This window comes from Kribbella sp. NBC_00709 (assembly GCF_036226565.1).
Classification (GTDB): domain Bacteria; phylum Actinomycetota; class Actinomycetes; order Propionibacteriales; family Kribbellaceae; genus Kribbella.
The window spans coordinates 3,961,821-3,983,714 of record NZ_CP108996.1 but is presented as its reverse complement, the minus strand read 5'-3'; the positions used below and the strand labels follow the sequence as shown (position 1 = coordinate 3,983,714).

Below are 21,894 nucleotides of genomic sequence, written 5' to 3'. Positions count from 1 at the left end.
CGTCTCGGCGTTTCGATGGGCGTATGACGTCCTTCCGCGCAGCCGTCGTCCAGTTCGAGCCGGCCCCTGACCAGCCCTCGACCAACCTCGCCACCGTCGACCGGCTCGCCCGCGCGGCGGTGGCCGACGGCTCCCGGCTCGTCGTGTTCCCGGAGATGTGTCTGCTCGGTTACTGGCATCTCCGCCGGCACACTCCTGAGCGACTTCATGAGTTGGCCGAGCCGGCCGACGGACCGCTGATCAGCCAGGTCGTTGCCCTCGCCAAGGAGTTGGGGGCCGGGATCGGCGTCGGGTTCCTGGAGGATGCTGACGGCACGCTGTTCAACGCGTACGCCGTGTGCCTGCCCGACGGGACTGTCCACGTGCACCGGAAGCTACATGCGTTCGAACACGAGGAGATCGCCAGCGGATCGTCGTACACGGTCTTCGACACGCCCTGGGGGTTCCGGGCCGGTGTCCTGATCTGCTGGGATAACGACCTGGTCGAGAACGTCCGGATCACCGCGTTGCTCGGTGCAACGGTCCTGATCGCGCCGCACCAGACCGGCGGGACGAACTCGCGCAGCCCGCACGGGATGAAGCCGATTCCGCTCGAGGTCTGGGAGAGCGGGGACCAGGCGGCGATCGCGGAGGCCTTCAACGGGCCGAGTGGGCGCGGCTGGCTGATGCGATGGCTGCCGGCGCGGGCGCACGACAACGGGATGTTCGTGCTGTTCAGCAACGGCGTCGGCCGCGACGACGACGAACTGCGGACCGGGAACGCGATGATCCTCGACCCGTACGGCCGCATCGTCGCCGAGACGCCGGTGCCCGCCGAGGCCGTTGTGGTCGCCGGTCTCGACCTCGATTTGGTGCCGTTGGCAACTGGCAGACGCTGGCTACGCGGCCGACGGCCCGAGCTCTACGGGTTGCTCACCCGACCGGTGGGCAACGAACTGGACCCGCGGGCCGCGAGGTTCTCGGAGGACCCGGTCGAGCCGACCGCCCAGATCCGTCAGTAGATAAGAGCTGTGGCGATGGCGAGGATGCCTTCGGCCCGGCCGGGGAAGCCGAGGCCGTCGGTTGTTGCCGCGCTCACCGAGACCTCCGCGTCGCAGGCGGCCGACAACACCTTCTCGGCCTCTTCGCGCCGGGCGCCGATCCGAGGGCGGTTGCAGACGATCTGGACGGTCACGTTGCCGATCTCGAAACCGGCGGCCCGAACCCGGCGCGCAGCCTCCGCCACCAGCGCGACCCCGGCCGCACCGGCCCACTCGGGCTCGGCCGTGCCGAAGTTCGATCCCAGGTCACCCAGCTTCGCGGCCGTGAGCAGCGCCGTACAGATGGCGTGTGCGGCCGCGTCGCCATCGGAATGACCTGACAGCCCAGCGGGCTCGTCCGGCCATTGCAGGCCGGCCAGCCACATCGGACGGCCGTCCTCCAACGGATGTACGTCGATACCGTTGCCGACTCGCGGGATCTTCACCCGAGCCGCCTCTCCGCCAGCAAGGCCTCGGCCAGCAGCAGATCCTGCGGGCGGGTCACCTTGAACGCATCCGGCGATCCCTCGACCGTCTGCACGGTCACGCCGAGCCGCTCACACATCATCGCGTCGTCGGTCACGCCGGCGTCGGCGCCGGCGGCATGCGCGCGACGCAGCACCTCAGGAGCGAACCCCTGCGGCGTCTGAACCGCGACCAAGGTCGAACGGTCGGGCGTGTCGACGACCTCGCCACCCGGGCCGACCCGCTTGATGGTGTCCGTCACCGGCACCACCGGCACGACCGCGTCGGCGCCGGCTCGCACCGCCGCGACCACCCGCTCGATCGCGTCGGCCGGAACGAACGCCCGCGCCGCGTCATGGACCAGGATGCAGTCGATCCCGTCGACCGGGACCACGTCCAGGGCAGCCCGGACCGAATCGGGTCGCTCCGCTCCGCCCGCGACGACGAGCAACGTCACGTCGCCGACGTACGGCTCGAGGTCCTTGGAGACCGTCTCCTCGGCACCCGGCGGTACGGCGACCACGAAACAGCTGAGGTCGGCGGCGGTCGCTGCCTTCAGTCCACGGACTGCGTGGACCAGCAGCGAATCGCCACCGACCTCTCGAAATGCCTTCGGTGTCTCACCACCGAGCCGCAGTCCCAACCCGGCCGCAGGAATCACGACCGCCGTTGTCATCCGGACTGCAACTTCAGACTGTCGTGGACAGTCTTAGGAGGCGAGGACCTCGTCGAGGATGGCCTCGGCCTTGTCCTCGTTGGTGTGCTCAGCCAGGGCCAGCTCGGAGACCAGGATCTGGCGTGCCTTCGCCAGCATCCGCTTCTCACCGGCGGACAGACCACGGTCACGCTCACGGCGCCACAGGTCGCGGACGACCTCTGCCACCTTCAGCACGTCACCGGAGTGCAGCTTCTCCAGGTTCGCCTTGTAACGACGCGACCAGTTGGTCGGCTCCTCCGTGTGCGGTGCGCGCAGCACGTCGAAGACGCGCTCCAGGCCAGCCTGATCCACGACGTCACGCACGCCGACAAGATCGAGGTTGCACGCGGGGACCCGGACGACCAGGTCGTTCTGAGCGACGATCCTCAAGACCAGATAGGTCTTGTCCTCACCTTTGATCTGACGGGTCTCGATGTCCTCGATGACGGCCGCTCCGTGATTGGGGTAAACAACCGTCTCGCCGACTGTGAAAGTCATGTGTGAAGTGCCCCTTTCCAAGACCTATCCTACCACGCAGTCGGTGGTCCGGTTCTGGCGTTTGCGCTGGTCAGGGGCCACTTCTCGCCTTGACAAACGCTGTTTCGCGTGCCTCGTACGCGCGCGTGCCGTTGCCTCTCGCCCCAGTTCCGGGGATCCCGCTGTCAGGGCCGGGGCGCCCGAGGGCTACGCTTTGGGGCGCCGGAGGCGGCCGCCTGACGGCGTCACGAACTGTCCATGACAGTGTCGAAACAGCTTGCACGAGAGGGATTCCAGTGCTGATCACGTTGTCCTCGCGGTTCGCCCGGCGTACTGCGCTGGCGGGTGCCGCCGCCACTCTCAGTATCGCGCTGGCGGCGTGCGGCGCGAGCTTCGATGCGCCGACCCTGCAGCCGTACCAGGCCGCCGAGGGCTCGAACTTCGAGTCCGGCCAGCTGAAGATCCGCAACATGCTGGTGCTGGCCGATGCGGACGGCAAGGGCGAACTGCACAGCGTGATCGTCAACGACAGCGACGACGCGGACACCCTGGTCAGCATCGCCCAGGCGCCGGCCGGGACGCAGGACGGCCAGGCCGGCGCGGACCAGCCGACCGACGTCAAGTTCGAGGGGCTGACCCAGCCGATCGAGCTGGAGCCGCACACCGCGCTCCGGCTGCCGGGCGCCGACACACCGCCGATCGCAGAGGCCGGCGCCACGCCGAGCGAGACGCCGTCGGTGACCCCGAGCCCAGCGCCGACCGACATCCCGTCGGCGCCCACCCCGGGCGCCGAGGACGCCGGCCCGGCGATCATCGTCACCGGCGCGAAGCCGGGTCAGATGGTCAACGTGACCATCACCTTCGGCAACGCGGCGCCGGTCTCGGCGTACGTGCCGGTCCTCACCGACGACCACTACTCCCCGTCCCCGAACTCGGACCAGTAGCCGCCTGGAACGTCTGAGGGGTCAACCCCTCGAACTGACGGTTGCCCCCCGAGATTCTCGGGAGGCAACCGTCCATCTGAGGGGTCAACCCCTCAGATGGACATGCTCGGTCGGCGGCGTACGGCGGTCAGTTCTTGCCGGCCGCGGCTGCCTTCGCGAGGCCCGGCAGCATCTTGTCCAGCACCCACGGGACACTCAGGACGCTGACCGCGCTCATCCCGGAGATCACCTGCTGGTCCTGCAGCGCGTACGCCCCGCCGCTCTTGACCGCCTTCAGCGACGAGTAGACAGGGTCCGCCAGGAACTTCTGCGTCCCGATCCCGTCGACGTACGCGATCAGCACGTCGGCGTCCACGTCCGCGACCTTCTCCTTGCTGATCGCGAGCGAGAACTCCTTCTTGGTGTTGGTCTTCTCCAGCGCCTCCACCCCCGGCGCGTTCTTGAAGCCCATCTCGTTCAGGATCTGCACCCGCGGGTCGCCCGGCATGTAGATGTAGTTGTCCGCGCCGAAGGATCCGACCGTGATCGTCTTGTCCTTGAACTCCGGGTGCTCGGCCGCGACCTGCTTGATCTTGTCCTCGATACCGGTGATCAGCTTCTCCGCGTCGGCCTTCCTGCCGAGCGCCTCACCGACCAGCAGCGTCTGGTCCTGCCAGGTGGTCTGCCACGGCGCCCCCGGGTACGCGACGGTCGGCGCGATCCCGCTGAGCGTCTTGTACGTCGCCTCGTCGAACCCCTCGTACGGGGCCAGGATGACGTCCGGCTTCAGCGCCGCGATCTTCTCGAACGGGTACTTGTCCCCGGTGTCGAGCAGCGTCGTCTTCGACTTGTCGAACTTGTCCGCGTCCCAGGCGGTGACGCCGTCGGGGGTCGGGCCGTAGGTGACCTTCGGCATCCCGACAGGGGTCTCGCCGAGCGCGTAGACCACGTCCTGCGCGTTCCAGCCGAGCGTGACGATCCGCTCCGGCTTCTTGGTGATGGTGGTATCACCGAACGTGTTCTTCAGCGTGACCGGGAACCCGGACGACGCCGTACCGGCCGATGTGTCGGCCTGCTTGTCGCCGTCGCTGCCGCAAGCGGTCAGCGTGGTCGTGGCGAGCAGCACGGTGGTGACCGCGCTGACGACCCGCGTACAGGACCAGGACATGGTGAACTCTCCTTAGACCAATTGCCTCAACTAAGGAGAGCCTAAGCTAACCCCACAGACCGTCGCGACCTGCGGGGGTGTGACTCAGGACTCGAACTTGTAGCCGAGACCGCGCACCGTGACGAGGTGGGCGGGGTTCGACGGGTCTTTCTCGAGCTTGGACCGCAGCCGCTTCACGTGCACGTCCAGGGTCTTGGTGTCGCCCACGTAGTCGGCGCCCCAGATCCGGTCGATCAGCTGACCGCGGGTGAGCACCCGGCCGGTGTTCCGCAGCAGCATCTCGAGCAGCTCGAACTCCTTCAGCGGCAGCCGGATCTCGGTCCCGGACACCGTCACCACATGCCGCTCGACGTCCATCCGGACCGGGCCGGCCTCGAGCGTGTCCGGCAGCAGTTCGACGTCCTGCCCACGGCGCAGTACGGCGCGCACCCGGGCGAGCAGCTCGCGCGGGCTGTAGGGCTTGGTCACGTAGTCGTCCGCGCCGAGCTCGAGCCCGACCACCTTGTCGACCTCGGTGTCCTTGGCGCTGACGATGATCACCGGGACGTTGCCCCGGCTGCGGAGCGCCCGGCAGACCTCCGTGCCGGACAGACCCGGCAGCATCAGGTCGAGCAGGACGATGTCCGCACCGGCGCGGTCGTACTCGTCCAGCGCGTCCGGCCCGGTCTCCGCGACGGCGACCTCGAAGCCTTCCTTACGCAGCACGTACGACAGCGCGTCGCTGTAGCTCTCTTCGTCTTCGACGACCAGCACTCGGGTCACGAAGCTGTCTCCTTTGCAATCTGGCCTGACGGGGTGGGCATCAGGTTTACGGCCGGCTCGTCCTGGCTGGAGGAGTCGGTCTGGCCCGGCGCGGGTTCGAGCCGCAGCGGGAGTCTCACGGTGAAGGTGGAGCCCTGGCCCTCGACGCTCCACACCCGTACGTCGCCGCCGTGGATGGAGGCGATGTGCTTGACGATCGACAGCCCGAGGCCGGTGCCGCCGGTCTCCCGGCTGCGGGCCCGGTCGACCCGGTAGAAGCGCTCGAAGACACGCTCCAGGTCGCTGCTCGGGATGCCGACCCCCTGGTCGGACACGGTCAGCTCGACCAGGTCCCCGATCGGGCGCGCGGCGACCGCGACCCGGGTGCCGTCGGGGCTGTAGTTGACGGCGTTCTCGACCAGGTTGCCGATCGCCATCGCCAGCTGGTCCTCGCTGCCCATCACCTCGAGGTGCGGCTCGGTCTTCACGACGATCTTGATATCGCGGTCGTCGGCGTCGATCCGGCAGCGGTCCACCGCGGTCTCGATGATCCCGTTGACGTCGACCGGGCCGGGATTCTCCAGCGGGTCGTCGCCCTGCAGCCGGGACAGCTCGATGATCTCCTTGACCAGGCGGCTGAGCCGGGAGGCCTCGATCCGCATCCGGTCCGAGAACCGCTGCACCGCCTCCGGGTCGTCGGAGGCCTCCGAGACCGCGTCCGCGAGCAGGATCAGCGCGCCGACCGGGGTCTTCAATTCGTGGCTGACATTGACGGTGAAGTCCCGCCGGATCGCCTCCAGCCTGCGCTCGCGGGTCCGGTCCTCGACCAGCACCAGCACCAGCTGGCTGCCCAGCGGCGCCACCCGGGCGCTGACGTACTGCGTGGCGCCGAGCCGGCCGCGGACGATCTCCAAATCCTGCTGGCGAATCTCGCCGTCCCGCCGGACCTGGCGGACCATCGTCAGGATGTCGTCGACCACCAGCCGCTCACCCCGGACGATGCCGAGCACGTGCGCCGGGGCGCTGGCCTGGAGCACCTGGTCCTCGGGACCCATCACGACCGCGGAGGAGCGCAGTACCGACAGAACGGTGGCGACACCGCTGGGCACCATCGGGTCCGGGGACTCCGGGATCTTGCGCTGGGCCCGCTCGGAAAGCATCATCGCACCGAGCGAAAGCAGGGCCAGGGCCGCGCCGATGACGCCGCCCAGCACCGCAGCCAGCGTGGGGTCCACGGCAACGATGCTACGCGGGCAACCAGCAGGGAAAGACCGAATGAGCACGGGATGACCGGGACACGACCTAACTGTTCATCGGTCGTTCACCACTCGTCGCCGTCCGGCAACCTCGACGGCATACGGTCACCGTGGCGGGATACCGTGCGGGTGCCCCGCCGCGGCACCGGACACCACAGATCGGATTCGAACACCATGCGTGACAGCTACCACGAGCAGCTCGACGACATCCTCGCCGAACTGGAACGGATGACGCGGACGGTGTCCACCGCCGTACGACGGTCGACCGCGGCGCTGCTGGAGGCCGACATCCGCAAGGCCGAGGAGGTCATCGCGGCCGACATCCAGCTCGATGCTGCCGGCGAAGGCGTGGAGGAGAAGGTCTTCGAGCTGATGGCGCGGCAGTCGCCGGTCGCCAACGAGCTCCGGATGCTGGTCGCCGCACTCCGCATGGTCGCTGACCTGGAGCGGATGGGCGACCTGGCCGCGCACGTCTCCAAGATCGCCCGGATGCGCTACCCGGCCCCCGCCATCCCGGCCGAGCTGCACGACGTGATCGAGTCGATGGGCTCGGTGGCCGGCCGGATGGTCGACGCCGCCGGCGACGTGATCGCGTCCCGCGACGTCGAGGCCGCCGGCAAGCTCGAGGCCAGCGACGACGAGATGGACAAGCTCCGCTCCAACCAGTTCCGGCTGATGATGGACGAAGAGTGGCCGCACGGCGTCGAGGTAGCCGTCGACATGGCCCTGCTCAGCCGCTACTACGAACGCATCTCCGACCACGCGGTCGCCATGGCCCGCCGCGTCGTCTACCTGGTCACCGGCGAACTCCCGGTAGCCGTCGGCGGCACCGCAGCCGGCTCCGGCGCCGGCGCCTCGGCCCCCAACCCGAACGGCAACTGACCTCCAGCAAGGTGGTCGGCGTACACAAGAACGGGTAGTACCCCGGCCGGCCTGCCACGCCCAAGCGTGCTGACAACCCGCACGTGCGCCGATTCGCGGACCACTACCCGTTCTTCGGTACACCACGCCCCGGGCATGGATCTCGATCTGGTGACGTCGCGTGTTCGTTGTAACGCCGAGTATCCGCTCCACGATGGGACGGGAAGTGACCTGATCTCGGGGTCCGCCCGAGCAACATCTGGTGAAAGAGGATCCGCTATGCGACTGCAACGACTCGCCCTGGCAATGGCAGGGGTGGGCCTGTTGGCCGCGTCCGTCGTGTCCGCGCCGGCCACCGCCGATACGACCGACTCGAAGCCCTGGTCCGACCGGACCAAGCAGACGAACACGACCAAAGCGGGCGCGGCCTGCCTGGTCTCGACCGCCTTCCCGAGCGCGGCGGGCACCGTAGCGGAGGCCGACGTGATCGCCGGCCGGCCGGCCCAGGGGTTGCAGTACGACGCGTTCAAGTTCGTCGGAACCCGCGCCAACGCAACGTGGTACCTGGCGTCGAACGCCGCGCTCACCCAGTTCTATTACTACGGCCTGCTGCTGCAGGGCGGGAACCTCTACCGGCAGACGACGTACATCTACGAGGACGACCGCGCCCCGCTTGCGACCTTCAAGAAGGTCGGCAGCGGCTGGACGAGCTTCAAAACGATCGCTACGTCGAACCTCAACACCTACAACGCCCGCCACCAGTTCCTGTACGGCCTGAACAGCAACGGCAGCCTGTACCGATACTCGATCGTCGGCGCCGGCATCAAGTCGTACGGCTCGTTCCCGGGCTTCAAGGGCTTCAAGACGATGACCGTGATCAGCGAGACCGCGACGTACGACACCCTGCTGATGACCACCACGGCCGGCGCGCTATGGACCGTACGGATCCCGACGGCCGCCTCGACCAAGCCGATCCTCAAGCGGATCCGCAGCGGTGGCTGGCAGAACTTCGAGTCTCTGGTCGTCGAGAACTGCGGCAACCGCGGCGGTCTGCTGATCGTGGGTGTCGACAACAACACCCAGACCGGCACCCTTTACGCCATGAGCAAGGCCAACGGCGCCGCCACCGCGCTGACCGGCTACGGCCCGATCCACGACGTCGTCTTCAACGGCGTCGACACCGTCCGCGAGACGTCGTACTACGACCAGCTCGTCGGCGAGTAGCCACAGCACCCCGTCGGGCGGCGCGATCACCATCGCGCCGCCCGACGGCCGGTATCTTCACTCCATGCCCGACGACTCCGAGACCACCCGCCTGGTCAACACCGACGTCTCGAACCTCAGTCCCGCGGAGATGAAGGCCCACCTGGGCGCCGTAGAACGGCAGATGAAACACCTCCTGAAGACCGAACGCGACCTCCTGGAAGCCAGCGCGCAGGTCCTCACCGACCACCCCGAGCTACAGTCCAGACTCGAATACCTCCGCACGGTAGACCTCGACGACCCCACAGACCTGGGCTCATAAACAGGCTTGGGGAGTGCGTCGCGCCGAACGCATGACTTTTACGCGCACCTGCGGGAGCCCGGGCGGCGGAGGCAGTAATGGGACAGCCGCGCCGAAGGTGTGACGTTTCGGCGCGGCTTGGGTTGTTCTAGCGGCCTTGGTTCTTGACGGCTTCGATGGCTTCCTTGGCGGCGGTGGGGTCGAGGTACTCGCCGCCGGGGGTGACCGGGTTGAAGTCGTCGTCGAGCTCGTAGTACAGCGGGATGCCGGTCGGGATGTTGAGGCCGACGACGGTCTGCTCGTCGAGGTTGTCGAGGTGCTTGGCCAGGGCGCGGAGGCTGTTGCCGTGGGCGGTGACCAGGACGGTCTTGCCGGCGCGCAGGTCCGGCACGATCGCGTCGTACCAGTAGGGCAGCATCCGCTCGACGACATCCTTGAGGCACTCGGTCGCGGGCAGCAGCTCGGACGGGAGCCCGGCGTACCGCGGGTCGCCGGCCTGGTCGTACTCCGAGCCGCGCTCGATGGCCGGCGGCGGGGTGTCGTACGAACGGCGGAACAGCATGAACTGCTCCTCGCCGAGCTCCTCCAGGGTCTGCTTCTTGTCCTTGCCCTGCAGGCCGCCGTAGTGCCGCTCGTTCAGCCGCCAGGAGCGCCGGACGTCGATCCACTGGCGATCGGCGACCTCGAGGGCGATGTTCGCGGTGCGGATCGCCCGGCGCAGCACCGAGGTGTGCAGTACGTCGGGGAGCAGATCGCGGTCGCGGAGCAGCTCGCCACCGCGCTGGGCCTCCTCGACACCCTGCGCGTTCAGGTCGACGTCGACCCAGCCGGTGAAGAGGTTCTTGGCGTTCCAGTCGCTGTGGCCGTGGCGGAGCAGGATCAGGCGATAGGTCATGCCTCGGAGTCTATCGAGGCTCCAGCCAGCCCTTGAAGGCGTCCAGGTTCCGAGTCGATTCACCCCGCGAGACGCGCCAGTCGTACTCGCGCCGGATCGACGTCGCGAACCCCATCTCGAGGATGGTGTTGAACGACGTGTCGGCATACTCCAGTACGGCGCCGAGCAGCCGGTCCACCTCGGTCGGGGTGATCGCGTGCAGCGGGACGCGCCCGTCCAGGTGGATGTCGCCGAGGTGGTCGACCGCGAACGCGACGCCGTACATCTTCAGGTTCCGCTCGAGCAGCCAGCGGTACACGGCCTCGTGGTTCTCGTCCGGATGCCGGGCCACGAACGCGTGCACCTGGACCGCCTGCGGCCCGACCGTCAGCGTCACGGTCGTCTTCAGCTTCCGCTCCCCCGGCAGGTCCGCCGTGAAGGCGCCGTCCTTCTCAGTGAACTCGATCTCGTTCTCGGTCAGCACCTGGCGGATCACGTCCGCCGCTGCAACTCTCACCCGGCCACCTCCGCCGCGATCTCCGCGGCCATCGTCTCCGCGGCGGTCCGGTACGCCGCCAGCGTCTTGCGGGCGGTCAGCTCCCAGCCGAATCCTCGTGCGTGCTTGACCGCCACGCGGCCCATGTTCTCGCGGACACCCGGATCCGTCGCGATCCGGGCCAGCGCGTCGGCGAAGTCGTCGACCCGGTGCCCGCGCACGAGGTACCCGGTCTGCCCGTCCACCACCGCCGTACTCAGACCGCCCACGGCCGCCGCGACCACCGGCGTACCGCACGCCTGGGCCTCAAGGGCGACCAGCCCGAAGGACTCCGAGTACGACGGAACGCACACGACGGACGCGGCGCGGTACCAGGAAGCCAGCCGCGCGCGCTCCATCGGCTTCACGAACCGGGTCACGTCGTCGATGCCGAGCGCCCGCGCCAACTCGGCGTGCGACTCGGGATGCTCCATCCCGTTGCCCGACGGCCCGCCGATGATCGCAACCACGAGCCTCGAGCGCAGCGAAGGATCCCGCTCGAGCATCCGCGCGGCCGCCCGGATCAGCAGATCGGGCGCCTTCAACGGCTGGATCCGCCCGACGAACGCCAGTACGACCGCATCCGCCGGCAAACCAACCGCCTCACGGGCCTCGGCCTGCGAACCGGGGCTGAACAGGTCCAGATCGACGCCAGGGTTGACGACGCCGACCTTCGCGGGTTGTGCGCCGTACAGATCGATCAGCTCACGCGCTTCATCGTCGGTGTTGGCCAGCAGCCGGTCCGCGGACTCGACCACCTGTTCCTCACCGAGCAGCCGTGCGGGCGGCTCCGGTACGTCGTCCTCCGCGAGGCTAGCGTTCTTGACCTTCGCCATCGTGTGCATGGTGTGGACCAGCGGGACCGCCCACCGGTCGCGGGCGAGCAGGCCGACCTGGCCGGACAGCCAGTAGTGCGAATGGATCACGTCGTACCAGCCAGGCTCGTGGATCGCCTCGGCCCGCAGGACCGCCCGGGCGAACGTGCACAGCTGCGACGGGAGCTCGTTCTTCGTGAGGCCTTCGTACGGGCCGGCGGCGACGTTGCGGACCACGACGCCGGGCATCAGCTCGACCCGGGCCGGGAGCACCGACGCGGTCGCGCGGGTGAACACGTCGACCTCGATCCCCAGCCCGGCCAGCTGCTTGGACAGCTCGACCACGTACACGTTCATCCCGCCGGCATCCCCGGTCCCCGGCTGATCGAGCGGCGACGTATGCAGGCTGATCATCGCGACCCGCTGGAGGGGTCCGGTCATGGGGCCTCCCGGTCTGGACTGAGGAGCGGAGGGAGCGGAGCGACCGGAGCGACGAGGGAAGACCGGGAGTTGCAGCCCCATGGCCCGCCGCGACGGAGTCGCGGCATCAGTAGAGTCACGACGTCAGGGTAACTCCGGGGTCTCCGCCGGGAATCGGGAGTTCTCCCTATCCGCGGCCGTCCAGCTGGCCAGCAGACGGAGGTTCTGCTCGGACGTCGATCCCGGCTCGACGGTATAGGTGACCAGCAGCTGGTCCGGTTCACCGGGCGGCTGGAGCGTCTCGTACTGCACGGTGATGTCGCCCACCAGCGAGTGGTGCTGCGTCTTCGTCCCGAAGGTCTTGTCCTTCACGTCGTGCCGGGCCCAGTGCTCGCGGAATTCCGGGCTGCGGATGGACAGTTCACCGACCAGCTCGGCGAGCTCGGGATCGTCCGGGTACCGGCCGGCGTACATCCGGAGATAGCCGACGGTCTCGTCCGCGACCGCCTCCCACTGCGGGTAGAAGTCGCGCGAGGCCGGGTCGAGGAACACCAGCCGCGGGATGTTGCGGTCCTTGGGGTCCAGGCTGTCGAAGTCGGCGATCAGGGCCGCGGCCAGCCGGTTCCACCCGATGACGTCCATCCGGCGGCCGAGGACGAACGCCGGTACGTCGGGCATCGAGTCCAGCAGCCGTTGCAGGCCGGGCCGCATGCGTTCCGTTGTCCGGCGCCGAGTCCGGCGGCGGGCCGGTTTCGCCAGCAGGGCAAGGTGTTTGCGCTCGTCGTCGGTCAGGCTCAGTACGTCGGCGACCGCGTCCAGGATCTCCTGCGAGACGTTCTCGGCCCGGCCCTGCTCGAACCGGACGTAATAGTCCGCGCTCACCCCGGCGGCCTGCGCGAGCTCCTCGCGGCGCAGCCCGGGGACCCGGCGCCGGCCGTTGAACACCTTCAGCCCCAGGTCCTCGGGCTGCACCCGGGCCCTGCGCGACTTGAGGAACTCGGTCAGCTCCGCTCGACGATCCATGCCTCCAGTATCCAGGCCCGCCCGGAACGCAACCTGGTCCTGCCAGAACCAGGCTCAACAGACACCTGGGTAAGACTCGGCGACCGCTCCAGGATCGGTGACATCAACCGAAACCTGGAGGAACACCATGACTGACCTCACCGGCCGTACCGCAGTCGTCACCGGCGCCGCAAGCGGTATCGGGGCCGCCGTCGCCACCCAACTGGCCGAGGCGGGCGCCGCGGTCGCCCTGGTGGCGAGGCGGCAGGACCGGCTCGACGACCTGGCCGGCAAGCTCGGGCCGCGGACCATCGGCGTCAGCCTGGACGTCACGTCGCAGGCCTCGGTCGATGCCGGGGTCAACCAGATCCACGAGCGACTCGGGCAGGTCGATCTCGTCGTGAACGCCGCCGGAGTGATGCTGGCGGCACCGGTCGAGGACGGCCGGCTGGACGACTGGACCCGGATGATCGACACGAATGTGACCGGCGCGCTGCGGCTGATCCAGTCCTTCACACCGGATCTGATCGCGGCGGCTGGTGAAGGGCGGACCGCCGACCTCGTCAACATCTCGTCGATCGGCGCGCACGCGATCTTCCCCGGGTACGCCGTCTACGGCGCCACGAAGGCCGCTCTCACCCAGTTGTCGGCGGCGCTGCGTGCGGACCTCTCGCCGTACGACGTCCGCGTCACGAACGTCGAGCCGGGCTTGACCGACACCGAACTCGCAACGCACCTGGACAGCTCCGGCCAGGACCTGATCGCTTCGATGAACGACCAGATCGGGCCGCTGGCCGCGATCGACATCGCGGACGTGGTCACGTTCGCGGTCAGCCGGCGGCGTGAGGTCAACCTGCGTCAGATCATCGCGCTCCCGACCCGCCAGGCGTGACGTCCACTCCGGCAGCCCGCATCGCAACCCTGGTCGTGCCCTGGAGCGTCTCTCGGGGTGGGTTTATCTCTACCCCAGTTGGCGGATTCGGCCCACTGCGCTGCGGTCTGCGCGCCGAAAGCATGGACACATGCGTACAGTCCTCGAACAAGCCAAGTCCTGGCACCGTCCCTTGATGCTGATGGTGCTCGCCATGTCGGGTCTCGTGCTGGCGTCCGGGATCGGTCTGCTGGTCGACAACCGGGAGATCCTCAACGAGTCCGTGTGGCTCAAGCCGTTCAAGTTCGGCATCGCGTTCGTCCTGTACGGCGCCACGCTGGCCTGGCTGTTGTCGAAGCTACGGAAGGCGAAGCGCCTCGGCTGGTGGACCGGCACCGCGTTCGCGGTCACCGGGATCATCGACGTCGGGTTCATCGCCGTACAGGCTGCCCGCGGGACGTTCAGCCACTTCAACGACAACACCGACACCTTCAACCAGGTCGGGCAGAAGGTCTTCATGTCCGGCGTTCTCGGCCTGTTCGGCGCCAGCCTGGTGATCGCGGTCATGCTGCTGTTCCAGCGCGTCGGCGACGCCCCGATGAACCGGGCGATCCGGGTCGGCCTCGGCCTCGCGGTCGCGGGGATGGCGATCGCGTTCTACCTGGTCGGCGCCAACACCGGCCACGAGCAGGTCACCGACGCCTACGGCCACCCGGTCACGCTCGCCGGCAGTCACGGCATCGGCGTCGAGCCCGGCGGTCCCGGGATGCCGCTCACGCACTGGAGCACCGTCGGCGGCGACCTGCGCATCCCGCACTTCGTCGGCCTGCACGCGATCCACTTCCTGCTCATCACCCTGCTGGTCCTGCACCTGCTTGCCGGTCGCGTCGCATGGCTCCGCCCCGAGCGGGTCCGCGCCCGCCTCATCGGCGTCGCGGCCTTCGCGTACGCCGGCGTGATGGCGACCGTGACGGTGCAGGCGTTCCGTGGTCAGGCGCTGATCCACCCGGACGGGGAGACGCTGGGCATGCTCGGTGGCTTCCTCGCCGTCAGCGCTGTGGCACTCGCGGCTGTCGTCACGTCCGCCCGGCGTACCGCCGTACCGGAGCACGCGGCGCCGCGACAGCCCGTCGGAGCCGACCGGTCCTGAGACAGGTGGCTTGGTCGAACGGCGGGTTTGAGAGACTCGGACTATGACTTCCGAGCGTCCTCTTGCCGTGGTGACCGGAGCTAGCAGTGGGATCGGCGCCGCGTCGGCGCGGTACCTCGCCCGGGCAGGGTTCGAGGTGATCTGCGCCGCGCGGCGTCTCGACCGGATCGAGGCTCTGGCGAAGGAGATCGACGGCCGGGCGGTCCAGTGCGACGTGACGTCGGCCGACGATGTCGCCGCGCTCACCGCCGCCGTCGGCAGCGAGCTGCAGGTGCTGGTGAACAACGCCGGCGGCGCGTTCGGGTTCGAGCCGGTGGCCGAGGCGGACCTGGACGCCTGGCGGCGGATGTTCGAGGTGAACGTGATCGCGGTCGCGGCCGTCACCAAGTCGTTGCTCCCGGCCCTTATCGCCGGTCGCGGCACGATCATCGTGATGGGTTCGACCGCCGGCCAGACGGCGTACGAGGGCGGCGGCGGATATGTCGCCGCCAAGCACGGCGCGAAGGCGGTCGTCGACACGCTGCGCCTGGAGCTGTGGGACCAGCCGGTCCGGGTCACCGAGATCGCCCCCGGCATGGTCCAGAGCGAGGGCTTCGCGCTGACCCGCTTCGGCGGCGACCAGTCCAAGGCCGACGCCGTCTACGCCGGCGTCCGCGAACCCCTCACCGCCGACGACATCGCCGACATCGTCGCGTACGTCGCCACCCGCCCCGCCCACGTCAACCTGGACCGCATCACCGTCCGCCCCCGCGCCCAAGCCGCCCAGCACAAGGTCTTCCGCGAGTAGCAGCTGCCGCGTAAGTCCTTCACGTGAGCCGCCTCACGGCCGGGCTGCTTGCAATTGCAAGCACCTTGCTAGCACACTGGGGACATGGCCAGGTTGAGTGATCGAGCAGCTGGGGCGGTGGGCTCCGTCGGGGAGTACCTCGCCGAGCAGCGGCGGCATGCACAGTTGTCGTTGCGGCAGTTGTCGGACCTGGCCGGTGTGTCGAACCCGTACCTGAGCCAGATCGAGCGCGGTCTGCGTAAACCGTCGGCCGAGGTGCTGCAGCAGCTCGCGAAGGCGTTGCGGATCTCCGCGGAGACCTTGTACGTACGGGCCGGCATTCTCGATCCGGATGAGAACGAGGAGGGCCGACAGGCCTCTGGCGTGGTCGACGCCGTCCTGCTCGACCCCGCCTTGAACGAGCGGCAGAAGCGCGTCCTGCTGGACGTGTACACGTCGTTCGTCCGGGAGAACGCTGCCCCGGAAGAGGCTCCGGCGAAGAAGACCTCCGCCCGCAAGCGCACCACCGACTGACATCTGCTGAAGACACCCCGAGGAGAAGCCTGATGGCTACCCGTACGCCTGTTACCCCGTTCTACGCGATCGCCGGCGCCGGCGACCTCGCGGTCGAGAAGTTCCGCGCGGTCGGCGAGGACGTGACCGCCCGGTTCGCCAAGCTGGACCAGAAGGCCCTGCAGACCGAGCTCACCAAGGAGCTGACCAAGGCGCAGACCGAGCTGGCCAAGCGTTTCGAGGCGATCGTCGCCGACGCGCGGACCGCCCCGGCCAAGCTGCGTGAGCTGCCGAAGACGGCCCAGGCCGGCTTCACCGTCGTACTCGGTCAGGCCGAGGAGACCTACGAGGACCTGGCCGGCCGCGGCAAGGACCTGGTCGAGCGGATCCGCAGCCAGAAGGCGACCGAGGACCTGGTCACCACCGCCAAGACCACGGTGAGCAAGGCCAAGGCCACCCGGACCACCGCTAAGAAGACCGCCCAGACGGCGACCCGCAACGTGAAGGCGACCGCGACCAGCGCCCGCAAGACCGCGAAGGCGGCCGGCAAGGCGGCCGAGTCCGCCGCCGACAAGATCGGCGACTGAAACAGCACTGACGGTGACAATTCACCGGTCTTTGCGTGAAACCTGCGCCCGGGCGGTCCACAGCTGCGACTCAGCAGAGGTGGGCCGCCCGGTCTGTCAGTTAGGCTCGTAGCATGATCACCTTCCAGAGCCTGATCCCCGGGTTCGGCGATCCCCTGTCGGTCATCTGGTGGGTGCTGCTCGTCCTCAAGCTGGTCGCGCTGCTCGATGCCGCGTTCCGGCCACGCGCAGTGTTCATCGCCGCCGACAAGCTGACCAAGCCGGGCTGGGTGCTGATCCTGGTCGTGTTCACCCTGAGTCAGTTCTTCCAGGGCTGGCTGAGCTTCTTCGGCCTGATCGGTATCGTCGCGTCGGCGGTCTACCTGGTCGACGCCCGCCCGGCCCTCCGCGCCGCCACCGGCCGTGGCCGCGGCGGCTGGGGCGCACTGCGCCGCCGCCGGGGCCCGCGCCCGCTGTAACCAGGGTTTACGAGCGGTAGACGATGACCTTGTCGCCGACGTGGACCTCGTCGAAGAGGACCTTGATCTTGGCCAGGTCGCGGACGTTGACGCAGCCGTGGGACGCGCCGTTGTAACCACGGGCCGCGAAGTCCGACGAGTAGTGCACCGCCTGGCCGCCGCTGAAGAACATCGCGAACGGCATCTTCGAGTCGTACAGCTTCGAGACATGGTTGCGGCTCTTCCAGCCGACCGTGAAGCTGCCCTCGCGGGTCGCGGTCTTCACCGCGCCGAAGCGGACGTCCATCTGCATCTTCACCACACCGTCCACGACGTACCGCAGCTTGCGGGTGGACTTGTCGATGCACAACGCCACGCCGGTCGCGCACCGCGCGTCGAGCTTCTTGCCGTTCACCACCGGGGCCGGCGGGTACAGCTCGGTCTGGGTCGGTTCATGGGTGACCTTGGCCAGCTGGTCCAGCGTGTTCTGGTCGACATACCCGAGCTGGGGAATGCCCTTGGACTTCTGGAACGCCTTCACCGCGGACCGGGTCATGGTGCCGAAGTCGTTGTCCAGGTAGCGCTTCTCGAGCAGCTTCAGCTGCACCAGCCGCGCCTCGACCTTGCGCACGTTCGTCCCGCTGGAGCCGTTCTTCCACAGCGCCTTCGGGTAGATCGGCAGCTCGCCGCTGACCTCGAACGGTACCGTCTTCAGGTCCGACGTGGTCGCCGTCGCCGTCGTTCCGGAACTGAGGAGTGCCGCAATCACGCCGCCCACGATCAGCGTGCTCAGCGCCTTGCGAATGATCAGCCCACGCATCGGACACCCCTCTGCTAGCCCCGTTCCTACACTTGTAGGACGTCCTCACGGCCCATTTGGTTGGCGCCTCAGCGTACCGGAGGAACTGCGCATGCTCAGCTCGGTGGACATCGGCACGCGGATCGCCTACCGCGAGGCCGGCACCGGTCGGCCGGTCGTGTTCCTGCACGGCAACCCCACATCGTCGTACCTGTGGCGCGATGTCCTCGGCCCGGTGTCCGAGATCGCCCACTGCGTCGCACCGGACCTGGCCGGGATGGGCAGTTCGGGTCCGTCGCCATCCGGCGGGTACCGCTTCACCGACCATCGGCGGTACGTCGACGGATTCCTCGAAGCGCTCGGGCTGACCGACGACGTGATCCTCGTCGGCCACGACTGGGGTGGCGTGCTCGCCACTGACTGGGCTCGAAGGCACCCGGACGCGGTCCATGGTCTCGCGTACCTCGAGACGCTCGTCGCGCCGGTGACCTGGGACAGCCCGAACGCACCGGCACCGGCCTTGTTCCGGCGACTCCGCGGCCCTGAAGGTGAAGAGCTGGTGCTCGAGCAGAACGTTTTCGTCGAGACGGTCCTCCCGAGCGGCATCCTGCGCGAGCTGACCGACGACGAACTGGCGCCGTACCGGGCGCCGTACGCCGAGTCCGGTGAGAGCCGGCTCCCGATGCTGACCTGGGCACGCGAGATCCCGATCGACGGAACACCGGCCGACGTGCACGACATCGTGGCCGCGAACGCGGAGTGGATGGCTGCTTCCCGGGTACCGAAGCTCTTCATCAACGGCGATCCGGGTGCGCTGCTCACCGGCCCGCTCCGCGAGCAGTGCCGGCGCTGGCCGAACCAGCAGGAGGTCACCGTTCCCGGCCTGCACTTCCTGCCGGAAGATTCGGCCGGTGCGATTGCGGCTGCACTGCTCGACTGGATCCCGACCTGCTGAAGGAGATCGTCGTCATGGAGATCGTTCTGAGCACCGCGGACATCACCACGGTGCCCGCGGACGCGATCGTGAACGCCGCTCATCACGCATTGCGCGGCGGTGGCGGCGTCGACGGCGCGATCCACCGGGCCGGCGGTCGTGAGATCCTCGCGGAGCTGATCGAGCGCTACCCCGACGGCACACCGACCGGTACGGCGGTGTGGACCACGGCCGGTGCGCTACCGGCGGAGTACGTGATTCATGTGGTCGGACCGAACTACGTGGCCGGGCAACGGGATCCGGCGCTGCTCGAGTCCTGTTACCGCAACGCGTTGCGGATCGCGGACGAGCTCGGCGTGAGGACGATGACGCTGCCGGCGGTCTCGGCCGGGATCTACGGGTGGCCGGCGCCGTCCGCGGCGGACATCGCCGTCCGGACGTTGCGCCGTACGCCGACCAATGTTGCCGAGGGCACCTTCTGCCTGGTGGAGCCGCGGCTGTTCAAGGCGTTCCGGAACGCGACAGCGGCCGGGCAGTAGCTCCCCGGCCGCGGTCGATCAGTCAGCTCACTTGCTGTAGACGACAACCTTGTCGCCGACGTGCACCCGGGAGAACACCCAGGCGACCTTCTTCTTGTCGCGGACGTTCACGCAACCGTGCGAGGCGCCGTTGTAGCCACGGGCCTTGAAGTCCGACGAGTAGTGGACGGCCTGGCCGCCGCTGAAGAACATCGCGTACGGCATCTTCGAGTGGTACAGCGAAGAGACGTGGTTCTTCGACTTGCGGTAGACCTTGAAGACGCCGCTGCGGGTCGGCGTCTTCATCGCGCCGAACCGGACGTCCATGACCTGGATCGGCTTGCCGTTCACGACGTACACGAGCTTGCGGGTCTTCTTGTTGATGCAGAGGACCCGGCCCTTGGTCAGGCATCGCCGGTCGATCTTGTACTTGGCGATCAGCTTGCTGGTCGACGAGGCAGCGGTGGTCTTGGCCACCGCCTTCGGCGGCAGACCCGCCGGCGCCGGCGCCGTGGCCGACTTCTGCGCCGACCCCGCAACCTGGGGCGCGGCCTCCGCCGAAGTAGTCGCCGAAAGCGCGCCGACGCCCACGAACGCAGCGGCCGTCAGAGTTGCACAGACCTTACGCAGAATGCCCATGTTTCCTTGTCCTTCCCCCAAAGAGTGCTTCCATAAGACAGACGTCGCCGCATGGCGTCTGGTTGGTAACGAATCAAAACTTCTTTCCCCCACCGGCGACCGAGAATTTATGTATCACACCGATGTAGTCAAGGTCGCGCCGTGTGAGCCACCGTGTCCACTTCGTGGCCTACGCGTTTCCCGCCGGAGTCCCAGCAGCCCCTTCTGTCCCAGGGGTTACCGGACAGAGGCTATTGGGCCAGCGCTTGCAGCCGGCGCAGTACTTCCGGAGCACCGAGCGCCTGGGCGGTCGCGTGCAGGTCGGGGCTGCGGGTCGAGCCGGTGATCGCGACGCGGACGAGCTGCGAGGCCTCGCGGATCGAACCCGCGTAGGCGTCCGGATCCTTCTTGTACTCCTTGGCGTTCGCCGCGAACCCGTGCTTCGCCGCCAGCGAGCGGATCTGGTCGAACCACTCCTGCGGGTCGTCGCGGTGCCCGTACCCGGCCACCAGATCGCGCGCGAACGCGGTGACGACATCCGGCGCCACGCCCAGCGGAACCAGGCGCTCGTCGGCCGGACCGTCGACCGGGACGAACAGCCCGGTGAAGAAGAAGCCGTACGCCGAGCGGAAGTCCGACCACTTGCGCAGGTCCTTGCGCGGGTTCTCGACGCCGTCGCGCTCGACCGCGAGCGCCCGCAGCGCGAGCTCCTTCTCGTTGTCGAGCACGGGCACGAGCTCAGCGTCGTACTCCGTCGCCCACACCCGCACCGCATCGAGGATCTGCTGTCCGCTCAGCGTCGCGATGTAGTCGGCGCTGATGTCCTCCAGCTTCACCAGGTCGACCAGCGGACCGGCGACACCACACTGGGACAGCTCGATCGGCGTCGCCAGCGCCTCCGCCAGCGGCATCTCCGCGAGCCGGCCGTTGGCCAGACCGCGCAGGTAATAGAGCACTGCGTCCGCCGGGTAGCCCTCGCCGATGTAGAAGTCGACGCCGGCCTCGGGGTCCTTCCGCTTCGAGAGCTTCCGCTTCCCGCCCGGGATCTGCTTCATCAACGGCGCGATGTGCGCATAGGCGATCGGCTCGAACTCGAGCGCCGCGAACAGCTGCTGGTGCAGCGGAACCGACGAGATCCACTCGTCGGCCCGGATCACCAGATTCACCCGCATCAGGTGGTCGTCGACCGCGTGCGCGAAGTGGTACGTCGGAAGCCGCGGCGACTGGTCCGAGGACTTCAGGATCACCGCGTCGTTGCGGTTCGCCTCGTGCTCGAGCCGGCCGCGGACCCCGTCGACGAAACTGGTCCGCTGCCCGTCGGCGTCATCAGGCGCCCGGAAGCGCACGACGTACGGCGCACCGTCGGCGAGCTTCGCGGCGACGTCGGACGGGTCGGCGTCGCGCCAGATCGCCCACCTGCCGTAGTACCCGGTCGGGACCTTCGACGCCTGCTGACGGGAGGTGATGTCGGCGAGCTCGTCCTTGGTCGCGAAGCAGAGGTACGCCTTGCCCTGCCGGAGCAGGTGCCGCACGAAGGTCAGGTAGATCTGCTCACGCTGCGACTGCACGTACGGGCCGTAGGAGCCGTGGCGCAGGTCTTCGTCGGAGCTGATGCGGAAGTAGCCGAAGGCGCGGTCGAACTGCTCCAGCGCTCCCTCGACCTCACGCGCCTGGTCGGTGTCCTCGACCCGGAGCAGGTACACCCCGCCGGAGTCCGTCGCGACGTCCCGGTCGATCATCGCCGCGTAGATCCCACCGATGTGCACGAACCCGGTCGGCGAAGGCCCGAACCGCGTCACCTTCGCCTGCTCGGCAAGCCCGCGCGCCGGATATCGCTCCTCCCAGTACTCCGGCTCCGGAAGCTCACTCGGGAACAGCCCGTCAACAACCGCACGATCCAACATGACTCGGTGTCTTCTCACTTCCAACGCGGGGTGTGGGCTG

The 21,894-nt window shown here is 68.4% G+C and carries 26 protein-coding genes; 13 read left to right on the top strand and 13 right to left on the bottom strand.

What is annotated here, in order from left to right:
• Positions 1–23 precede the first annotated feature (23 nt).
• Positions 24–1,001: a nitrilase family protein gene (locus OHA18_RS19650; RefSeq protein WP_329005595.1), complete on the top strand. Its 978-nt coding sequence runs from the start codon at positions 24–26 to the stop codon at positions 999–1,001.
• Here the strand turns inward: OHA18_RS19650 and ispF are convergent.
• The 3 genes from ispF to OHA18_RS19635 are packed head-to-tail and all read right to left on the bottom strand — an operon-like array spanning position 995 to position 2,679.
• A complete protein-coding gene (gene ispF, locus OHA18_RS19645; protein WP_329005594.1) occupies positions 995–1,465 on the bottom strand; it encodes a 2-C-methyl-D-erythritol 2,4-cyclodiphosphate synthase in 471 nt (156 codons plus the stop codon). The genes OHA18_RS19650 and ispF overlap by 7 nt on opposite strands.
• The gene (ispD, locus tag OHA18_RS19640) at positions 1,462–2,160 is read right to left on the bottom strand and encodes a 2-C-methyl-D-erythritol 4-phosphate cytidylyltransferase (RefSeq protein ID WP_329005593.1); all 699 of its coding nucleotides are present in this window, start codon (positions 2,158–2,160) and stop codon (positions 1,462–1,464) included. Before ispD ends, ispF begins: the two co-directional genes overlap by 4 nt.
• Before the next feature lie 33 nt (positions 2,161–2,193).
• Positions 2,194–2,679, bottom strand: a complete 486-nt coding sequence (locus OHA18_RS19635) for a CarD family transcriptional regulator (protein WP_130446326.1) — start codon at positions 2,677–2,679, stop codon at positions 2,194–2,196.
• Positions 2,680–2,954: 275 nt separating this feature from the next.
• On the opposite strand from OHA18_RS19635, the gene OHA18_RS19630 reads away from it, so the two are divergent.
• Positions 2,955–3,602, top strand: coding sequence for a hypothetical protein (locus OHA18_RS19630; protein WP_329005592.1), 648 nt, complete (start codon positions 2,955–2,957; stop codon positions 3,600–3,602).
• Between the two features lie 127 nt (positions 3,603–3,729).
• Here the strand turns inward: OHA18_RS19630 and OHA18_RS19625 are convergent, their stop codons facing one another.
• The 3 genes from OHA18_RS19625 to OHA18_RS19615 form a co-directional block, all read right to left on the bottom strand.
• Positions 3,730–4,749, bottom strand: coding sequence for an iron-siderophore ABC transporter substrate-binding protein (locus OHA18_RS19625; RefSeq protein WP_329005591.1), 1,020 nt, complete (start codon positions 4,747–4,749; stop codon positions 3,730–3,732).
• Positions 4,750–4,833: 84 nt separating this feature from the next.
• Entirely contained in the window at positions 4,834–5,511 is a 678-nt protein-coding gene (locus tag OHA18_RS19620; protein ID WP_130383318.1) for a response regulator transcription factor, read from the bottom strand.
• Positions 5,508–6,725 carry a sensor histidine kinase gene (locus tag OHA18_RS19615; protein ID WP_329005590.1) on the bottom strand — a complete coding sequence of 406 codons (1,218 nt, stop codon included), beginning with the start codon at positions 6,723–6,725 and terminating at the stop codon, positions 5,508–5,510. Before OHA18_RS19615 ends, OHA18_RS19620 begins: the two co-directional genes overlap by 4 nt.
• A 195-nt stretch (positions 6,726–6,920) precedes the next feature.
• Here OHA18_RS19615 and phoU point away from each other — a divergent pair, with 195 nt between their 5' ends.
• The 3 genes from phoU (at position 6,921) to OHA18_RS19600 (ending at position 9,132) form a co-directional block, all read left to right on the top strand.
• Positions 6,921–7,628, top strand: a complete 708-nt coding sequence (phoU, locus tag OHA18_RS19610) for a phosphate signaling complex protein PhoU (RefSeq protein ID WP_329005589.1) — start codon at positions 6,921–6,923, stop codon at positions 7,626–7,628.
• A gap of 258 nt (positions 7,629–7,886) precedes the next feature.
• Positions 7,887–8,831 (top strand): hypothetical protein, encoded by a 945-nt coding sequence (locus tag OHA18_RS19605; protein WP_329005587.1) that lies wholly within the window; start codon positions 7,887–7,889, stop codon positions 8,829–8,831.
• A 64-nt stretch (positions 8,832–8,895) separates the two neighbouring features.
• The gene (locus tag OHA18_RS19600; protein WP_329005586.1) at positions 8,896–9,132 is read left to right on the top strand and encodes a hypothetical protein; all 237 of its coding nucleotides are present in this window, start codon (positions 8,896–8,898) and stop codon (positions 9,130–9,132) included.
• 127 nt (positions 9,133–9,259) lie between these two features.
• Here the strand turns inward: OHA18_RS19600 and OHA18_RS19595 are convergent, their stop codons facing one another.
• The 4 genes from OHA18_RS19595 to OHA18_RS19580 all read right to left on the bottom strand — a co-directional run bounded on the left by OHA18_RS19595 (position 9,260) and on the right by OHA18_RS19580 (position 12,778).
• Positions 9,260–10,006 (bottom strand): phosphoglyceromutase, encoded by a 747-nt coding sequence (locus tag OHA18_RS19595; RefSeq protein ID WP_329005585.1) that lies wholly within the window; start codon positions 10,004–10,006, stop codon positions 9,260–9,262.
• A 10-nt stretch (positions 10,007–10,016) separates the two neighbouring features.
• A complete protein-coding gene (locus OHA18_RS19590) occupies positions 10,017–10,502 on the bottom strand; it encodes a YbjN domain-containing protein (protein WP_329005584.1) in 486 nt (161 codons plus the stop codon).
• Complete coding sequence (mshA, locus tag OHA18_RS19585; RefSeq protein ID WP_329005583.1) at positions 10,499–11,776, bottom strand: D-inositol-3-phosphate glycosyltransferase; 1,278 nt, start codon at positions 11,774–11,776, stop codon at positions 10,499–10,501. Before mshA ends, OHA18_RS19590 begins: the two co-directional genes overlap by 4 nt.
• A gap of 123 nt (positions 11,777–11,899) precedes the next feature.
• Complete coding sequence (locus OHA18_RS19580; protein ID WP_329005582.1) at positions 11,900–12,778, bottom strand: helix-turn-helix transcriptional regulator; 879 nt, start codon at positions 12,776–12,778, stop codon at positions 11,900–11,902.
• Positions 12,779–12,905: 127 nt separating this feature from the next.
• Here OHA18_RS19580 and OHA18_RS19575 point away from each other — a divergent pair, with 127 nt between their 5' ends.
• The 6 genes from OHA18_RS19575 to OHA18_RS19550 all read left to right on the top strand — a co-directional run bounded on the left by OHA18_RS19575 (position 12,906) and on the right by OHA18_RS19550 (position 17,102).
• The gene (locus OHA18_RS19575; protein ID WP_329005581.1) at positions 12,906–13,649 is read left to right on the top strand and encodes an SDR family oxidoreductase; all 744 of its coding nucleotides are present in this window, start codon (positions 12,906–12,908) and stop codon (positions 13,647–13,649) included.
• A 130-nt stretch (positions 13,650–13,779) separates the two neighbouring features.
• Entirely contained in the window at positions 13,780–14,778 is a 999-nt protein-coding gene (locus OHA18_RS19570; RefSeq protein WP_329005580.1) for a hypothetical protein, read from the top strand.
• Positions 14,779–14,821: 43 nt separating this feature from the next.
• Positions 14,822–15,565, top strand: a complete 744-nt coding sequence (locus OHA18_RS19565; protein ID WP_329005579.1) for an SDR family NAD(P)-dependent oxidoreductase — start codon at positions 14,822–14,824, stop codon at positions 15,563–15,565.
• Positions 15,566–15,649: 84 nt separating this feature from the next.
• Complete coding sequence (locus OHA18_RS19560; protein ID WP_329005578.1) at positions 15,650–16,078, top strand: helix-turn-helix domain-containing protein; 429 nt, start codon at positions 15,650–15,652, stop codon at positions 16,076–16,078.
• 32 nt (positions 16,079–16,110) lie between these two features.
• Positions 16,111–16,644 carry a hypothetical protein gene (locus tag OHA18_RS19555; protein ID WP_329005577.1) on the top strand — a complete coding sequence of 178 codons (534 nt, stop codon included), beginning with the start codon at positions 16,111–16,113 and terminating at the stop codon, positions 16,642–16,644.
• 113 nt (positions 16,645–16,757) lie between these two features.
• Positions 16,758–17,102: a DUF2516 family protein gene (locus tag OHA18_RS19550; protein WP_329005576.1), complete on the top strand. Its 345-nt coding sequence runs from the start codon at positions 16,758–16,760 to the stop codon at positions 17,100–17,102.
• 7 nt (positions 17,103–17,109) lie between these two features.
• On the opposite strand, the gene OHA18_RS19545 is transcribed toward OHA18_RS19550, so the two are convergent.
• Positions 17,110–17,901 (bottom strand): L,D-transpeptidase family protein, encoded by a 792-nt coding sequence (locus tag OHA18_RS19545; RefSeq protein ID WP_329005575.1) that lies wholly within the window; start codon positions 17,899–17,901, stop codon positions 17,110–17,112.
• Between the two features lie 91 nt (positions 17,902–17,992).
• On the opposite strand from OHA18_RS19545, the gene OHA18_RS19540 reads away from it, so the two are divergent.
• Positions 17,993–18,835 (top strand): haloalkane dehalogenase, encoded by an 843-nt coding sequence (locus tag OHA18_RS19540; RefSeq protein WP_329005574.1) that lies wholly within the window; start codon positions 17,993–17,995, stop codon positions 18,833–18,835.
• A 14-nt stretch (positions 18,836–18,849) separates the two neighbouring features.
• Positions 18,850–19,353 carry a macro domain-containing protein gene (locus OHA18_RS19535; RefSeq protein ID WP_329005573.1) on the top strand — a complete coding sequence of 168 codons (504 nt, stop codon included), beginning with the start codon at positions 18,850–18,852 and terminating at the stop codon, positions 19,351–19,353.
• A gap of 27 nt (positions 19,354–19,380) precedes the next feature.
• Here OHA18_RS19535 and OHA18_RS19530 read toward each other — a convergent pair whose 3' ends face one another.
• A complete protein-coding gene (locus OHA18_RS19530; RefSeq protein WP_329005572.1) occupies positions 19,381–19,971 on the bottom strand; it encodes a L,D-transpeptidase in 591 nt (196 codons plus the stop codon).
• Positions 19,972–20,201: 230 nt separating this feature from the next.
• Positions 20,202–21,854 carry a glutamate--tRNA ligase gene (locus OHA18_RS19525; protein WP_329005571.1) on the bottom strand — a complete coding sequence of 551 codons (1,653 nt, stop codon included), beginning with the start codon at positions 21,852–21,854 and terminating at the stop codon, positions 20,202–20,204.
• Positions 21,855–21,894: the final 40 nt, after the last annotated feature.

Bases quoted from the DNA above. Each gene is read 5' to 3' on its own strand.
- OHA18_RS19580 (WP_329005582.1), bottom strand. From the start codon at position 12,778: ATGGATCGTCGAGCGGAGCTGACCGAGTTCCTCAAGTCGCGCAGGGCC.
- OHA18_RS19525 (WP_329005571.1), bottom strand. From the start codon at position 21,854: ATGTTGGATCGTGCGGTTGTTGACGGGCTGTTCCCGAGTGAGCTTCCG.
- OHA18_RS19650 (WP_329005595.1), top strand. From the start codon at position 24: ATGACGTCCTTCCGCGCAGCCGTCGTCCAGTTCGAGCCGGCCCCTGAC.
- OHA18_RS19545 (WP_329005575.1), bottom strand. From the start codon at position 17,901: ATGCGTGGGCTGATCATTCGCAAGGCGCTGAGCACGCTGATCGTGGGC.
- OHA18_RS19535 (WP_329005573.1), top strand. From the start codon at position 18,850: ATGGAGATCGTTCTGAGCACCGCGGACATCACCACGGTGCCCGCGGAC.
- OHA18_RS19555 (WP_329005577.1), top strand. From the start codon at position 16,111: ATGGCTACCCGTACGCCTGTTACCCCGTTCTACGCGATCGCCGGCGCC.
- OHA18_RS19560 (WP_329005578.1), top strand. From the start codon at position 15,650: ATGGCCAGGTTGAGTGATCGAGCAGCTGGGGCGGTGGGCTCCGTCGGG.
- OHA18_RS19540 (WP_329005574.1), top strand. From the start codon at position 17,993: ATGCTCAGCTCGGTGGACATCGGCACGCGGATCGCCTACCGCGAGGCC.
- phoU (WP_329005589.1), top strand. From the start codon at position 6,921: ATGCGTGACAGCTACCACGAGCAGCTCGACGACATCCTCGCCGAACTG.
- OHA18_RS19570 (WP_329005580.1), top strand. From the start codon at position 13,780: ATGCGTACAGTCCTCGAACAAGCCAAGTCCTGGCACCGTCCCTTGATG.
- OHA18_RS19595 (WP_329005585.1), bottom strand. From the start codon at position 10,006: ATGACCTATCGCCTGATCCTGCTCCGCCACGGCCACAGCGACTGGAAC.
- OHA18_RS19625 (WP_329005591.1), bottom strand. From the start codon at position 4,749: ATGTCCTGGTCCTGTACGCGGGTCGTCAGCGCGGTCACCACCGTGCTG.
- OHA18_RS19635 (WP_130446326.1), bottom strand. From the start codon at position 2,679: ATGACTTTCACAGTCGGCGAGACGGTTGTTTACCCCAATCACGGAGCG.
- mshA (WP_329005583.1), bottom strand. From the start codon at position 11,776: ATGACCGGACCCCTCCAGCGGGTCGCGATGATCAGCCTGCATACGTCG.
- OHA18_RS19550 (WP_329005576.1), top strand. From the start codon at position 16,758: ATGATCACCTTCCAGAGCCTGATCCCCGGGTTCGGCGATCCCCTGTCG.
- ispD (WP_329005593.1), bottom strand. From the start codon at position 2,160: ATGACAACGGCGGTCGTGATTCCTGCGGCCGGGTTGGGACTGCGGCTC.
- OHA18_RS19565 (WP_329005579.1), top strand. From the start codon at position 14,822: ATGACTTCCGAGCGTCCTCTTGCCGTGGTGACCGGAGCTAGCAGTGGG.
- OHA18_RS19600 (WP_329005586.1), top strand. From the start codon at position 8,896: ATGCCCGACGACTCCGAGACCACCCGCCTGGTCAACACCGACGTCTCG.
- OHA18_RS19530 (WP_329005572.1), bottom strand. From the start codon at position 19,971: ATGGGCATTCTGCGTAAGGTCTGTGCAACTCTGACGGCCGCTGCGTTC.
- OHA18_RS19605 (WP_329005587.1), top strand. From the start codon at position 7,887: ATGCGACTGCAACGACTCGCCCTGGCAATGGCAGGGGTGGGCCTGTTG.
- OHA18_RS19575 (WP_329005581.1), top strand. From the start codon at position 12,906: ATGACTGACCTCACCGGCCGTACCGCAGTCGTCACCGGCGCCGCAAGC.